General features: G+C 75.8%; 1 protein-coding gene. It reads right to left on the bottom strand.

Annotation, left to right across the window (positions count from 1 at the left end):
- Positions 1-6: 6 nt before the first annotated feature.
- A complete protein-coding gene (locus AQI95_RS04825; RefSeq protein ID WP_067117837.1) occupies positions 7-15,414 on the bottom strand; it encodes a type I polyketide synthase in 15,408 nt (5,135 codons plus the stop codon).
- Positions 15,415-15,416: the final 2 nt, after the last annotated feature.

Genomic DNA, 15,416 nt, shown 5'->3' with positions numbered 1-15,416 from the left:
GCGTCGTCACAGGGCGTCGTCGTCCTCGACGAGATCGTCGAGCGCCATGCTGATCAGGCTCTCGGCGTCCATCGCGGCGATCGGCGCGCGGCTGGGTTCACCGGCTGCCGCCGGCTCCGGCACCGGCCGCAGTCCGGCGAGTTCGAGCAGGCTGTCGAGCAGGCCCGCCTCGCGGAGCCGGCCCACCGGGATGGCGGCGAGCGCCGTCCGCACGGAGTCCTCCTCGTCGCGCGGGCCGTCGCCGGTGCGCGGGGCCAGCTCGGCGGCGAGGTGCTCGGTGAGCGCGGCCGGGGTGGGGTGGTCGAAGACGAGCGTGGCAGTGAGCCGGAGCCCCGTTGCCTCGTTGAGCCGGTTGCGGAACTCGACGGCGGTCAGGGAGTCGAAGCCGAGGTCCTTGAAGGGCAGTTCGTGCTCGATCTCCTCGACGCCCAGCACCGCGCGCGCCTCGTCCCCGACCAGCCGCAGCAGCCGTGCGCTCTGTGCCTCGGGTGCGAGTGCGGCGAGTTCGCGGCGCAGTGCCGACGCGCCGGCCGACGCTCCGGGCCCGGTGCGGCGCGGTGTCCGCACCAGGGAGCGCAGCAGCGGGGCGACGCGGTCGGCCTCGCGCGGGGCGAGATCGAGGCGGGCCGGCAGCAGGACCGGTTCGGCGCGGCCCACGCCGGTGTCGAACAGGGCGAGCCCCGCCTCCGCGTCGAGGGCGAGCACCCCGCCGGAGGCCATACGGCGGGTGTCGGTGTCGCCGAGCCGGTCGGCCATGCCGCCGCTGCCCGCCCAGGCGCCCCAGGCGAGCGAGAGCGCGGGCAGGCCGAGGGCGCGGCGGTGGGCGGCCAGGGCGTCGAGGAACGTGTTGCCCGCCGCGTAGCCCGACTGACCGGGGCTGCCGAGCAGGCCGGCCGCGGAGGAGAACAGCACGAACGTGGTCAGCGGGCGCTGCCTGGTCAGTTCGTGCAGGTTCCAGGCAGCGTCCAGCTTGGGCCGCAGCACCGTGTCCAGCCGCTCGGGCGTGAGCGAGGTCAGGACGGCGTCGGCGAGGACGCCCGCGGTGTGCACGACGGCGGAGACCGGGTGCTCGTCCAGGACCCGGGCGAGGGCGGTGCGGTCGGCGGCGTCGCAGGCGACGATCGTCACCTGTGCGCCGAGCGCGGTCAGTTCCTCGTCCAGTTCGGCCGCGCCGGGTCCCTCGGGTCCGCTGCGGCTGAGCAGCACCAGCCGGTCGGCGCCGTGCACGGTGACGAGGTGCCGGGCGAGAAGCCGGCCGAGGGCGCCGGTGCCGCCGGTGACGAGGACGCCGCCGGACCAGTCGGCCGGGGCGGCCTCGGCCAGGCGCGGCGCCCGCGTCAGCCGGGGGACGCTCAGCATTCCCTCGCGCAGGGCGAATTGGGGTTCACCGGAGGCCACGGCGGAGGGCAGCAGGCGCCGGGAGGCGTCCGTGTCGTCCAGGTCGGCGAGGACGAGCCGGTCGGGGTGCTCGGACTGGGCGGAGCGGATCAGGCCCCACGCGGCGGCGGCTCCGGGGTCGGTGACGTCCTCCGGTGCGGGGCCGGTGGCGCCGCGCGTGGCCACCACCAGGGTGCTGTCGGCGAACCGGGCGTCGGCCAGCCAGTCCTGCACCGCGCCGAGCAGATCGCGGACGCCGGCCCGGATCGCGTCCGGTCCGTCGCCCCCGGTGTGCACGACCACCAGGGTCTCGGGGGCCTGCTCGGCGGCCTCGGCGAGGTCGGCGGCGACGGCGACCTCCGCGACCTCTCCGGCCAGGGCACCGGCCCACTCCTCATGGCCGGCGCCGAGTACGGTCCACCGGCCGGCCTGCGGGGCCGCAGGCGCGGAGAGCGGCATCCAGTCGAGGGCGAACAGGTCGTCGTGTCCGCCCGCGGCGGCCGCGGCGATCCGCTGCGGGTCCACCTCGCGCAGCGACAGCGACGCCACGCGCGCCACCGGCCGGCCGGTCTCGTCGGCGGTCTCGATGCGCACCGCGCCGGTGCCGGCCGGGGCGATCCGCACCCGCAGGGCGCTCGCGCCCCGGGTGTACAGCTCGACGCCGTTCCAGGCGAAGGGCAGCGTCATGCGTTCCTCGGCTCCGGTGCGCAGCCCGATGGTGTGCAGGGCGGAGTCGAGCAGCGCCGGGTGCAGACCGAACGCGGCGCCGTCGGTCGGGACGGCGACCTCGGCGTACGCCTCGTCACCGCGTCGCCAGGCCGCGCGCAGCCCCTGGAAGCGGGGCCCGTACTCGGCTCCCAGCTCGGCCAGCCGGTCGTAGACGCCGTCCAGGTCGACCGGTTCGGCGCCGGGCGGCGGCCAGGCCGCGAGGTCGTGCGCGGGACGCTCCTCGGCGGGCCGCAGCAGGCCGGTGGCGTGGGTGGTCCACGGGTCGCCGTCGGCGGTGGCGGCGTACACGCGGAAGGCGCGGGCGCCGGCTGCGTCGGGCTCGCCGACCGTGCACTGCAGGCGGACGGCGCCGTCCTCGGGCAGGACCAGCGGTTCGGTGACGGTCAGGTCCTCCACGACGGCGCAGTCGACGCGGGCGCCGGCCGCGAGGGCCATCTCGACGAAGGCGGTGCCGGGCAGCAGCGGCACTCCGCCGACGCTGTGGTCGGCCAGCCACGGGTGGTCGGCGAGGGAGAGACGACCGGTGTACAGGGTGCCGTCGGCGCCGGCGAGTTCGACGGCGGTGCCGAGCAGCGGGTGGTCGGCGGCCCGGCGCGGCAGGCCGAGGTCGCCGGTCATCCAGTGGCGGCTGCGCTGGAAGGCGTAGGTGGGCAGCTCCGCGCCGTCGCGGTGGGGCAGCAGCCCCGCCCAGTCCACGGCGGCGCCGCGCACATGCAGTGCGGCGAGCCCGGTGACGAAGGCCTCGGTCTCCTCGCGGTCCTTGCGCAGCAGCGGCACCACGGGCGTCTCGTCGGACAGGCTCTCGCCGGCCGCGGCGGTCAGCGCGCTGCCGGGGCCGACCTCGGCGAAGTGCCGTACCCCGGCCTCGTGCAGGGCGGTGACGGCGTCGGCGAAGCGGACGGCCTCGCGGGCGTGCCGCACCCAGTACGCGGGCGTGGACAGCTCGTCGGGGGCGGCCGGGGCGCCGGTGAGGGTGGACACCAGCGGGATGCGCAGCGTGCCGTACGACAGGGACGCGGCGACCTCGCGGAACTCCTCCAGCATCGGCTCCATCAGGGCCGAGTGGAAGGCATGGCTGACGGCCAGTTCCTTGGTGCGCTCGAAGCGGGCGGCCAGGGCGCGGGCCGGTCCGGCGGGGCCGGAGACGACCACGGACCGGGGCCCGTTGACGGCGGCGATCCCCACTCCGTCGCCCAGCAGCGGCGCGACCTCGTCCTCGGTGGCCTGTACGGCGATCATCGCGCCGCCCTCGGGCAGGGCCTGCATCAGGCGGCCCCGGGCGGCGACGAGGGTGCAGGCGTCCTTGAGGTCGAGCACGCCCGCGACATGGGCCGCGGCGAACTCTCCGACGGAGTGCCCGGCGAGCAGGTCGGGCCGGACGCCGAAGGACTCCAGCAGCCGGTACAGGGCCACTTCGACGGCGAACAGCGCGGGCTGGGTGTACTCGGTGCGCTCCAGCAGCTCGGCGGAGTCCAGGACCTCGGCGAGCGGCCGGTCCAGCAGCGGGTCGAGGTGGGCCCGGACCTCCTCGAAGGCGTCGGCGAAGGCGGGGAACGCGGCCGCGAGGCGGGTGCCCATGCCGGGCAGCTGCGAGCCCTGGCCGGAGAAGAGGAAGGCGAGTCGGCCGTCGGTGGCGGTGCCGAGGACTCCGGCCTGCGGGCTGCCGCCCTGCGCCAACGCCCTTACGCCTGCGGTCAGTTCGTCCCGGGTGCGGCCGAGGACGGCGGCCCGGTGGCCGAGCCGGGTGCGGGCGTGGGCCAGCGCGCCGGCGAGGCGGTGCGGATCGGCGTCCATGGTGGCGTCTGCGGAGGCGGACAGGTGCTCCAGCAGTCGGGCCGCCTGGGCGCGCAGGGCGTCCGGGGTGTGCCCCGACAGCAGCCACGGCACGGTGTCGGTCGCCGGGGCGGCGGGCGCCTCGGCGGGTTCCTCGGCGGGTGCCGCCTCGACGATCACATGGGCGTTGGTGCCGGAGATGCCGAAGGAGGAGATACCGGCGCGGCGCGGGCGGCCCGGGTCCGGCCAGTCACGGTTCTCGGTGAGCAGCCGGACGCCCGCGCCCTCCCACTCCACGTGCCGGGAGGGCCGGTCGACCCCGAGGCTGGCCGGCAGGGTCGCGTGGCGGATGGCCTCGACCATCTTGATGACACCGGCGACACCGGCGGCGGCCTGGGTGTGGCCCAGGTTGGACTTGACCGAGCCGAGCCACAGCGGGCTGTCCTCGGTGTGCTCGGCGCCGTAGGTGGCGATCAGCGCCTGGGCCTCGATGGGGTCGCCGAGGGTGGTGCCGGTGCCGTGCGCCTCGACCACGTCGACCTCGGCCGCCTCGACGCCGGCCGCCTGGAGGGCGCGGCGGATGACTCGCTGCTGGGCGGGGCCGCTGGGGGCGCTGATGCCGTTGGAGGCACCGTCCTGGTTGACGGCGGTGCCGCGCAGCACGGCGAGGATCCGGCGGCCGGCCCGGCGGGCGTCGGAGAGCCGCTCCAGCAGCAGGACGCCGGCGCCCTCGCCGAAGCCGGTGCCGTCGGCCGCGTCCGCGAAGGGCTTGCAGCGGCCGTCCCGGGACAGGCCCCGGTGCCGGCTGAACTCCACGAACGTGCCCGGGGTGGCCATGACGGTCACTCCCCCGGCCAGCGCCAGCGAGCAGTCGCCCTGCCGCAGCGACTGGGCCGCCAGGTGCAGCGCCACCAGCGACGAGGAGCAGGCCGTGTCGACGGACAGCGTCGGTCCCTCCAGACCCAGGGTGTAGGCGACGCGGCCGGAGACCACGCTGCCGGAGCCGAAGCTGCCGAAGTAGTCGTGGTACATGACCCCGGCGAACACGCCGGTGTCGGAGCCGCGCAGGTCGGCGGGGTCGATGGAGGCCCGCTCCAGCGCCTCCCAGGAGGTCTCCAGCAGCAGCCGCTGCTGGGGATCGGTGACCTCCGCCTCCTCGCCGTCCATGGCGAAGAACGCCGGGTCGAAGTCGGCGGCGTCGTACAGGAAGGCACCGTGCCGGGTGTAGCTGGTGCCGGGCCGGTCCAGGGTCGGGTCGTAGAGGTTCTCGACGTCCCAGCCGCGGTCGGTCGGGAACTCGCCGACGGCGTCGCGGCCTTCGGCCACCAGCCGCCACAGGTCCTCGGGCGAGCCGATGTCGCCGGGGAAGCGGCAGGCCATGCCGATGACGGCGATCGGTTCGTCCGCGGCGGCGCCGTGGGGCACGGTGCGGGCGGGCGCCGGGGCGAGGGTGCCGGTCAGTTCACCGAGCAGGTGGCCGGCGAGTCCCGCGGGCGTGGGGTGGTCGAACACGAGGGTCGCGGGCAGCCGGAGGCCGGTCGCCGCGGTGAGCCGGTTGCGCAGTTCCACGGCCGCCAGCGAGTCGAAGCCGAGTTCCTTGAAGGCCAGGGTGCGGCCGACGTCCTGGGCGGAGCGGTAGCCGAGGATGGTCGCGACGTGGTCCTGCACGAGTTCGGTGAGGAACGCCTCGCGCTCCGCCTCCAGCAGCCCGGCGAGCCGCTCGCGCAGGGCGTCGGCACCGCCGGCCGCTGCCTGCCCGCCCGCCGCACCGGCGCGGCGCACGGGCACGAGGCCGCGGAACAGCGGGGCCAGGCCCTCGCCCTGGGCGCGCAGCGAGGCCATGTCCAGCTTCACCGGCAGTACGGCCGGGTCGGTGCCGTGCACGGCGGCGTCGAAGAGGGCGACGCCCTCCTCGGTCGCCAGGGGGGCGACGCCGCCGCGGGAGATGCGCGTGAGGTCCGTCTCGTCGAGGGTGCCGGTCATGCCGCCGGCCTGCGCCCACAGGCCCCAGGCCAGGGAGTGCGCGGGCAGTTCGAGGGTCCGGCGGTGTACGGCGAGCGCGTCGAGGTAGGCGTTGGCGGCGGCGTAGTTCGCCTGGCCGGGCGAGCCGAGCGTGGCGGCGGACGAGGAGAACAGCACGAACGCCGACAGGCCGAGGTCCGCGGTGAGTTCGTGCAGGTTCCAGGCGGCGTCGACCTTCGGCCGGAACACCGCGTCGATCCGTTCCGGGGTCAGGGAGGTGAGCACCCCGTCGGCGAGGACGCCGGCCGCGTGGATCACGGCGGTCAGCGGCCGGTCGGCCGGTACGGCGTCCAGTACCGCGGCGAGCGCCGCGCGGTCGGCGACATCACAGGCGACGCTCGTCACCTCGGCGCCCAGCTCGGTGAGTTCGGCGACGAGGCCGTCGGTGTTGCCGCTGCGGCTGAGCAGCAGCAGGTGGCGGACGTCCCGCTCGGCGACCAGATGCCGGGCGAGGATCGTGCCGAGGGCGCCGGTGGCGCCGGTGAGCAGGACGGTGCCGGTGCCCAGATCGCCGGTGCCGGGGGCCGCGTCGGGCTCGTCGGCGACGACGCGGGCCAGCCGCGGCACGTACCAGGTGCCGTCGCGGAAGGCCAGGTGCGGTTCGCCGGTGGCGACCGCCTCGGTGAGGCGTTCGGCGGCCGGCTCCTGTTCGGTCTCGATCAGCACGATCCGGCCGGGGTTCTCCGACTGGGCCGAGCGGACCAGGCCGCCGACGGCGGCCCCCGCCGGGTCGGCGCCGGTGCTGACGACGAGAGTGCGGTCGTCGTCGGCGAGCCGGGCGCGCAGCTCGTCCAGGACCGTGTCGACGGCCGCCCGGGTCTCGGCGGCGTCCACCCCGGCCGGGACGCGCACCACGTACGGTGCCGCGTCGGCCGACGGGTCCGCCGCCGTCGACGGGGCCGGTACCCACTCGACCCGGTACAGCGCGCCCGCACGGGCCGAGCGGGCCGCGGCCTGGAGCGCTTCGGTCTTCAGGGGCCGCAGCGTCAGCGAGTCGACCGTGGCGACGGGCGCGCCCGAGGGGTCGGCGAGGGTGAGGCGTACGGTGCCCTCGCCGGTGGGCCGGACGCGGACGCGCAGGGCGGTCGCGCCGGTGGCGTGCAGCCGCACCCCGGACCAGGCGAACGGCAGCAGGGCCTCCTCGCCCGCCGCGTCGGTCAGGCCGACGGTGTGCAGGGCGGCGTCCGACAGGGCCGGGTGCAGTCCGAAACCGTCGGGTGAGGCATCGGTGGCGACCTCCGCGTACAGGCCGTCCTCGGTGCGCCAGGCGGCGCGCAGTCCCTGGAACAGGGGGCCGTAGCCGAGACCGAGCGCGGCGAGTTCGTCGTACAGGCCGTCCAGGCCGACGACTTCGGCGCCCTGCGGGGGCCACGCGGTGAGCGGGTCGGTGGTGACCGGGAGGGTGCCGGTCGGGGCGAGCAGGCCGTCGGCGTGCCGGGTCCAGGGCAGTTCCTCGTCGGGGCTCTCCGGACGCGACCAGATGGTGACCGGGCGGGTCTCTCCTTCGGGCGCGCCGACGACGACCTGGAGCTGGACGGCGCCGTGGTCGGGCAGGACCAGCGGTGCGTGCAGGGTGAGTTCGGCGACGTCGCCGCAGCCGACCTGGTCGCCGGCGCGCAGCGCGAGTTCGAGGTGTCCGGTGCCGGGGAAGAGGAGCCGCCCGCCGACGCGGTGGTCCTCCAGCCAGGGCTGGATGCCGGGCGAGAGGCGTCCGGTGAGGACGGCGCCCTCGCTGTCGGCCCGGACCATCGCGGCGCCGAGCAGGGCGTGGTCGGTGGGGGCGAGGCCGGCGGAGGTGACGTCGGCGCCCGTCGCGGTGGAGTCGAGCCAGTACCACTCGCGCTGGAAGGCGTAGCCGGGCAGCGGAACGCGGCGCGGTCCGCGGCCTTCGGCGACGGCGGCCCAGTCGGCGCCCGCGCCGTGGGTGAACGCCTCGCCGAGGGCGGTCAGCAGCCGGTCGCGGCCGCCCTCGTCGCGGCGCAGGGAGCCCACGGCGGCCACGGAGTCGTCGGTCTCCTGGATGCCGACGGTCAGCACCGGGTGCGGGCTGGACTCGATGAACAGCTGGTGCCCGTCCGCGATGACGGCGCGTACCGCCTGCTCGAACAGCACGGTTCCGCGCAGGTTGGTGTACCAGTAGCCGGCGTCGAGTTCCGTGGTGTCGATCGGGCCGCCGGTGACGGTCGAGTAGAACGGCACCTGGGTGGCGCGCGGCTCGATGCCGTCGAGGACCTGCGCCAGGCGCTCGCGGAGGGTCTCGACGTGGGCGCTGTGGGAGGCGTAGTCCACGGGCAGCCGCTTGGCGCGGACCTTCTCCTCCCGCAGTCGGCCGAGGAGTTCGTCGAGGGCGTCGGGGTCGCCGGAGACCACCGTGGAGGCGGCGCCGTTGACGGCGGCGACGGAGAGTCGGCCGTCCCAGGCGGTGAGCCGGTCGCGGACCGCGTCGGCGCCCTCGGCGACGGACATCATGCCGCCGGAGCCGGACAGCAGCTCGGCGATGGCCTGTGAGCGCAGGGCGACGACACGGGCGCCGTCCTGGAGGGACAGCGCGCCGACCGCGCAGGCGGCGGCGATCTCACCCTGGGAGTGGCCGATGACGGCGGCCGGGGTGACGCCGTAGGCGCTCCAGGTGTGTGCCAGGGACACCATGACGGCCCACAGCAGCGGCTGGACGACGTCGACACGGTCGAGGTCGCCGCGCAGCTCGGTGTGGAAGTCCCAGTCGGTGTACGGCGCGAGGGCTGCGGCGCACTCGGCCATGCGGGCGGCGAACACCGGGGACTCGTCGAGGAGTCGGGTGGACATGCCGGACCACTGGGAGCCCTGGCCGGGGAAGACGAACACGGGCCGGGCGCGGCCGGCCGCGGCGCCCTCGGCGAGGGTGCGGGCGGTGGTGCCGTCGGCCAGCGCCGCCAGGGCGCCGCGCAGTTCGGCCGTGTCGGCCCCGCTGATCGCGGCCCGGTGCGTGAAGCGGGCGCGGGTGGTGGCCAGCGTCCAGCCGATGTCGGACGGGTCCAGCTCGGGGTGGGTGTCGAGGTGGCCGAGGAGGGCTGCGGCCTGGCCGGCGAGTGCGGCGGGCGTCTTGGCGCTGAGCAGCCACGGGACGGCGAGGCCCGCGGGTCCGCCGCGGTCGGGCTCGGCGGGGACGGGCGGGGCCTGCTCGAGGATGACATGGGCGTTGGTGCCGCTGATGCCGAAGGAGGACACACCGGCCCGGCGCGGCCGGCCCTGCTGCGGCCAGTCCCGCTGCTCGGTCAGCAGCCGCACCTGTCCGGCGTCCCAGTCGACCTTCGTGGACGGCTGGTCCACGTGCAGGGTCTGCGGCAGGACACCGTGCCGCATCGCCATCACCATCTTGATGACGCCGGCGACACCGGCGGCGGCCTGCGTGTGCCCGATGTTGGACTTGATCGAGCCCAGCCACAGCGGCTCTTCGCGCTCTTGGCCGTAGGTGGCCAGCAGCGCCTGTGCCTCGATCGGGTCGCCGAGCGTCGTACCGGTGCCGTGGGCCTCCACGACGTCCACGTCGGCGGTGGTGAGGCGGGCGTTGTCCAGGGCTTCGAGGATGACGCGTTCCTGGGAGGGGCCGTTGGGGGCGGTGAGGCCGTTGGAGGCGCCGTCCTGGTTGACGGCGGTGCCACGGACGACGGCCAGCACCTCGTGCCCGTTGCGGCGGGCGTCGGAGAGCCGCTCCACCACCATCACACCGACGCCCTCGCCCCACACGGTGCCGCCCGCCGCGTCGGCGAAGGCGCGGGTGCGGGCGTCGGGGGCGAGCGCGCCCTGCCGGCTGAACTCGATGAACGTCTCCGGGGTGGCCATCACGGCGACGCCGCCGACCAGCGCGAGGCTGGACTCGCCCTGGCGCAGGGACTGGGCGGCGAGGTGCAGCGCCACCAGCGAGGAGGAACAGGCCGTGTCGACGGAGAGCGAAGGGCCCTCCAGACCCAGGGTGTAGGCGATGCGGCCGGAGATGATGCTGCCGGAGCCGAAGCTGCCGAAGTAGTCGTGGTACTGGACACCGGCGAACACGCCGGTGCGGCTGCCCTTGAGGGTGTGCGGGTCGATGCCCGCGCCCTCCAGCGCCTCCCAGGACGCCTCCAGCAGCAGCCGCTGCTGGGGGTCCATGACGAGGGCTTCCTTGGGGCTGATGCCGAAGAAGGGGGCGTCGAACTCGCCCGCGTCGTGCAGGAATCCGCCCTCGCCGACGTAGGAGGTGTCGGGTCGCTGCCGGCCGGCGTCGACGATGCGGTCCACGTCCCAGCCCCGGTTGGCGGGGAAGGGGGAGATGGCGTCGGTGCCGTCGGCGACCAGCCGCCACAGGTCCTCGGGGCTGCGGACGTCGCCCGGGTAGCGGCACGCCAGACCCACGATGGCCAGCGGCTCGTCGGCGCGGGCCCGCACGGTACGACGGTCCCGGCGGGTTCCGGCGCGGGCGCCGCCGACGAGGGTGCCGAGGTGGGCGGCGAGCGCCTCGGGCGACGGGTGGTCGAAGACGAGGGTGGCGCTGAGCCGCTGGTCCAGCTCGGCGGAGAGGGAGTTGCGCAGCTCGATCGCGGCGAGCGAGTCGAAGCCGAGGTCCTTGAAGGCCCGGTCGGTCTCCACGCTGTCGGGGGCGGCGTGCCCGAGCACGGCGGCGACATGGGTGCGGACGGTGTGCAGCAGCGCCTCGGCGCGCTCCTCGTCGCCGAGGGCGGCCATCCGCTCGCCGAAGGTGGTGTCGGCGCCCTCGGCGGCGGCCTCCCGGCGCATCGGGCGGCCCGCGAGCGCGCGGAAGACGGGCGCGAGGCCGCTGCCCTGGGCGCGCAGCGCGGGCAGGCCGAGCCGCACCGGTGCGAGGGCGGGACGGCCGGTGCGCACCGCCAGGTCGAACAGGGCCGTGCCCTCCTCGGCCGACAGGGCGCTCATCCCGCCGCGTGCCATGCGGGCGCGGTCGGCCTCCTCCAGGGAGCTGGTCATACCGCCGGACGGGGCCCACGGCCCCCAGGCCAGCGAGAGCGCGGGTGCGCTGTGGGCGTGGCGGTGGGCGGCGAGGGCGTCCAGGAGGGCGTTGGCGGCGGCGTAGTTGCCCTGGCCCGGGGCGCCGACGGTGCCGGCGACGGACGAGAACAGTACGAACGCCGAGAGTCCGTCGGTGAGTTCGTGCAGATGCAGGGCGCCGAGCGCCTTCGGTGCGAGGACCGTGTCGATCCGCTCCGGGGTGAGCGAGGCGACCACGCCGTCGTCAAGGACACCGGCGGCGTGCACGACCGCGGTGACCGGGTGCTCGGCCGGGATGCCGGCCAGCACGGCGGCGAGGGCATCCCGGTCGGCGACGTCGCAGGCGTGGGCGGTCGCGGTGGCGCCGAGGCCGGCGAGTTCGGCGATCAGGTCGCCGGATTCGCCCGACCGGCTGAGCAGCGCGAGGTGACGGGCGCCGTGCGTGGTGACCAGGTGCCGGGCGAGCACCGGGCCGAGGCCGCCGGTGGCGCCGGTCAGGAGCACCGTGCCCGCGGGGTCGAGGGTGAGCTCCCGTGCCTCGGCGGGGACTTCGGCGCGCACCAGTCGAGCGGCGCGGGCCGTGCCGGAGCGCATCGCGACCTGCGGTTCACCGAAGGCGAGGACGGCGGGCAGGACGGAGGCGGCATCCGTGCCCGGTTCGAGGTCGAGGAGCACGAACCGGTCCGGGTTCTCCGACTGCGCGGACCGCACCAGACCCCATACGGCGGCACCGGCGAGGTCGGGCACGTCCTCGCCCGCCACGCTCACCGCGCCGTGGGTGACCACGGCCAGCGGCCGGGGGTCGTCGTCCTGGAGGGCCGTGAGCGCGCCGTGCAGCGCTTCCCGTACGGCGGCCGCGTCCGTGCCCGGTGTGCTGTGCAGCACCCGGTGGTCGGTGTCGGGGGCGTCGGTGTCCAGCGGCAGCGGCTGCCAGTCGAGGGCGAACAGGGCGTCGGCGGTCGTGTCGCGGGCGGCGCGCAGATTGGTGAGCGGGCGGGAGGCCAGCGAGGCGACGGTCGCGACGGGGGCGCCGGTGGCGTCGGCCAGGTCGACGGCGAAGGCGTCCGGCCCGGTGGGCACCAGCCGGGCGCGCAGCACGGAGGCGCCGACGGCGTGCAGGGTGACGCCTGCGAACATGAAGGGCAGCCGGGCGGTGTCGTCGGCGGATCCGTCGCCGAGCAGGGCCAGGGAGTGCAGGGCCGCGTCGAAGGCGGCCGGGTGCAGGCCGAAGCGGGGCGCGTCGGCGGCGGGCCGCTCGGGCAGCCGTACCTCGGCGAACACCTCCTCGCCGCGCCGCCAGGCGGCCGTCAGAGCCTGGAAGACGGGGCCGTACTCGAGGCCCGCGGCGGCGTGCCGCTCGTACAGGCCCGTGGTGTCGAGGGGCTCGGCGTCCTCGGGAGGCCAGACGTCCAGGCGGGCGCCCGGGGTGTCGGTGCCGGTGGCGAGGAGGCCGGAGGCGTGCAGGGTCCACGGCTCGTCGGCGGGCAGGCTCTCGGCGCGGGCGAACACCTGCACCGTACGGGCGCCGGAGGCGTCCGGTGCGCCGACGGCGACCTGGACCCGCACACCGTCGTCCGGGGGCAGCACCAGCGGTATTTCCAGGGCGAGTTCCTCCAGGCGGCCGCAGCCGACCTGGTCGCCGGCGCGCACGGCGAGTTCGACCATGGCGGTGCCGGGGACGACGACCGAGCCGCCGACGACGTGGTCGGCGAGCCAGGCGTGGGTGCGCACCGACAGCCGGCCGGTGAGCACGGCGCCGTCGGAGTCGGCGAGCACGGTGGCCGCGCCGAGCAGCGGGTGGTCGGCGGAGTCCAGTCCGGCGGAGCCGACGTCGCCGACGGTGGTGGCCGTCTCGGGCCAGAACCGGTCGCGCTGGAAGGCGGTGGTGGGCAGGTCGACCGTGCGGGCGCCGGTGAACAGCGCGGTCCAGTCCACCGTCGCGCCGCCGGTGTACATCTGGGCGACGGCGGTGAGCAGGGTCTCGGCCTCGTCGCGCTCGCGGCGCGTGGCGCCGACGAGCACGGCCTGGGTGTCCGTGCCGTCGGCGGCCAGGCATTCGCGGGCCATGGCGGTGAGCACCGCGTCGGGGCCGAGTTCGAGGAAGCGGGTGACGCCCTCGGCGGCGAGGGCGCGTATCCCGTCGTGGAACCGGACCGCCTCGCGGACGTGGCGCACCCAGTACTCGGGGGTGGCGAGGTCCTGGGTGGCGAGGGCGCCGGTGACGTTGGAGACGACCGGGATCGTGGCCCGCTGGAAGGCCAGGGAGGCGACGACCGACCGGAATTCGGCCAGCATCGGCTCCATCAGCGGCGAGTGGAAGGCGTGCGAGACCTTCAGCCGCCGGCTCTTCTCGAACCGGGCGGCCAACGCCTCGGCCTCGTCGGCGTCGCCCGAGACCACCACGGAGGCGGGGCCGTTGACTGCGGCGATGCCGACCCGCTCGGTGAGCAGCGGGCGGACCTCGTCCTCGGTGGCGCGTACGGCGATCATGGCACCGCCCTCGGGCAGCGCCTGCATGAGCCGGCCGCGCGCGGCCACCAGCGTGGTCGCGTCGTTCAGGTCCAGGACGCCCGCGACATGGGCGGCGGCGATCTCGCCGATGGAGTGTCCGGCCAGGTAGTCGGGCGTCATGCCCCAGGACTCGACCAGCCGGTACAGCGCGACCTCGAAGGCGAACAGCGCGCTCTGGGTGCGGGCGGTGCGGTTCAGCGGCTCGGGGTCGTCGCCGAACATCAGGTCGCGCAGGTCGTCGTCGAACAGCGCGCAGATCTCGTCGACGGCACGGGCGAACACCGGGAAGTGTGCGTACAGTTCGCGGCCCATGCCGGCGCGCTGCGAGCCCTGCCCGGTGAACAGGAAGGCGGTCTGCCCCTTGCGGACGCGGCCGGAGGCGGCGCCCTGGCCGCCCTCGGCGAGCCGATGCGTCGCCGCCATGAGGGCGTCGCGATCGGTGCCGAGGACCACGGCGCGGTACTGGTGGGCGGTGCGGGTGGCGGCCAGGGAGTAGGCCACGTCCACCGGGTCCGGCTCGCCGGCGGCGGCCGTCAGGCGGGCGGCCTGCTCGCGCAGGGCGCGCTCGGTGCGGCCGGAGAGCACCCACGGTACGAGCGGCGGTGCCGTACGGGGCTCGGCCTCGGGCGTCTCCTCGGCGGGCGCCTCCTCCAGGATGGTGTGCGCGTTGGTGCCGCTGGCGCCGAAGGAGGAGACGGCGGCCCGGCGCGGGCGGCCGGGGTCGGTCCAGGGCCGGTTCTCGGTCAGCAGCCGGACCTGGCCCTGGTCCCAGTCGACCTTGCTCGACGGCTGCTCGGCGTGCAGCGACCGGGGCAGGACCCGGTGCCGTATCGCCATGACGGCCTTGATGATGCCGGCGACGCCGGCCGCGGCCTGGGAGTGTCCGATGTTGGACTTGACCGAGCCGAGCCACAGCGGGGTGTCCGCGGGCCGGTCCTGGCCGTAGGTGGCGAGCAGGGCCTGGGCCTCGATCGGGTCGCCGAGGGTGGTGCCGGTGCCGTGCGCCTCCAGCAGGTCGACGTCCGCCGGGCCGAGCTGTGCGCCGGTGAGCGCGGCCCGGATGACCCGCTGCTGGGACGGGCCGTTGGGCGCGGTCAGGCCGTTGGAGGCGCCGTCCTGGTTGACGGCGGAGCCGCGCACGACGGCCAGCACCTCGTGCCCGTTGCGGCGGGCGTCGCTGAGCCGCTCCAGCACCAGCATGCCGGCGCCCTCGCTCCAGCTGGTGCCGTCGGCGGCGTCCGCGAAGGACTTGCTGCGGCCGTCGACGGCGAGGCCGCGCTGGCGGGAGAAGGCGATGAAGTTGCCCGGCGTGGACATCACGGTCGCGCCGCCCGCGAGGGCGAGGGTGCACTCCTTGTTGCGCAGGGCCTGGACGGCGAGGTGCACCGCGACGAGCGCCGAGGAGCAGGCGGTGTCGATGGTGACGGCCGGGCCCTCGAGTCCCAGGGTGTAGGAGATGCGGCCGGAGATGACGGCGGCCAGCACACCGGTGCCGAGCGCGGCCTCGCTGTCGTCCGGCAGCTTCGCCAACAGGTCCTTGTAGTCCTGGCCGTTGGTGCCCGCGAACACCCCGATCCGGCCGCCGTGCGCCGCGTCGGGGGCGATGCGGGCCCGCTCCAGGGCCTCCCACGACACCTCCAGCAGCAGCCGCTGCTGGGGGTCCATCGCGACCGCCTCGCGGGGGCTGATGCCGAAGAAGTCCGGCTCGAATCCCGCCGCGTCGTCCAGGAAGCCACCGCGCTTGACATAGGTCTTGCCGGTGGCGTCCGGGTCGGGGTCGTAGAGCGCGTCGACGTCCCAGCCCCGGTCGTCCGGGAAGTCACCGATGGCGTCGGTGCCCTCGTGGACGAGCCGCCAGAACTCCTCCGGGGTGGTCACACCGCCGGGGAAGCGGCAGCTCATTGCGACGATGGCGATGGGTTCCCGGTCCTGGGTCTCCACCTCGTGCAGCCGCTGACGGGTCTGGGCCAGGTCGGCGGAGACCCGCTTGAGGTAGGAGAGCAGCTTTTCGTCGTTGGTCATCG

Origin of the sequence: Streptomyces yokosukanensis, from assembly GCF_001514035.1 — a bacterium.
Classification (GTDB): domain Bacteria; phylum Actinomycetota; class Actinomycetes; order Streptomycetales; family Streptomycetaceae; genus Streptomyces; species Streptomyces yokosukanensis.
The sequence above is the reverse complement of the archived record's forward strand: the minus strand, read 5'-3'. Positions and strand labels throughout refer to the sequence as shown.

What these genes read in the sequence shown, in the direction of transcription:
- AQI95_RS04825 (WP_067117837.1), bottom strand. Translation starts at nt 15,414, where the DNA reads ATGACCAACGACGAAAAGCTGCTCTCCTACCTCAAGCGGGTCTCCGCC.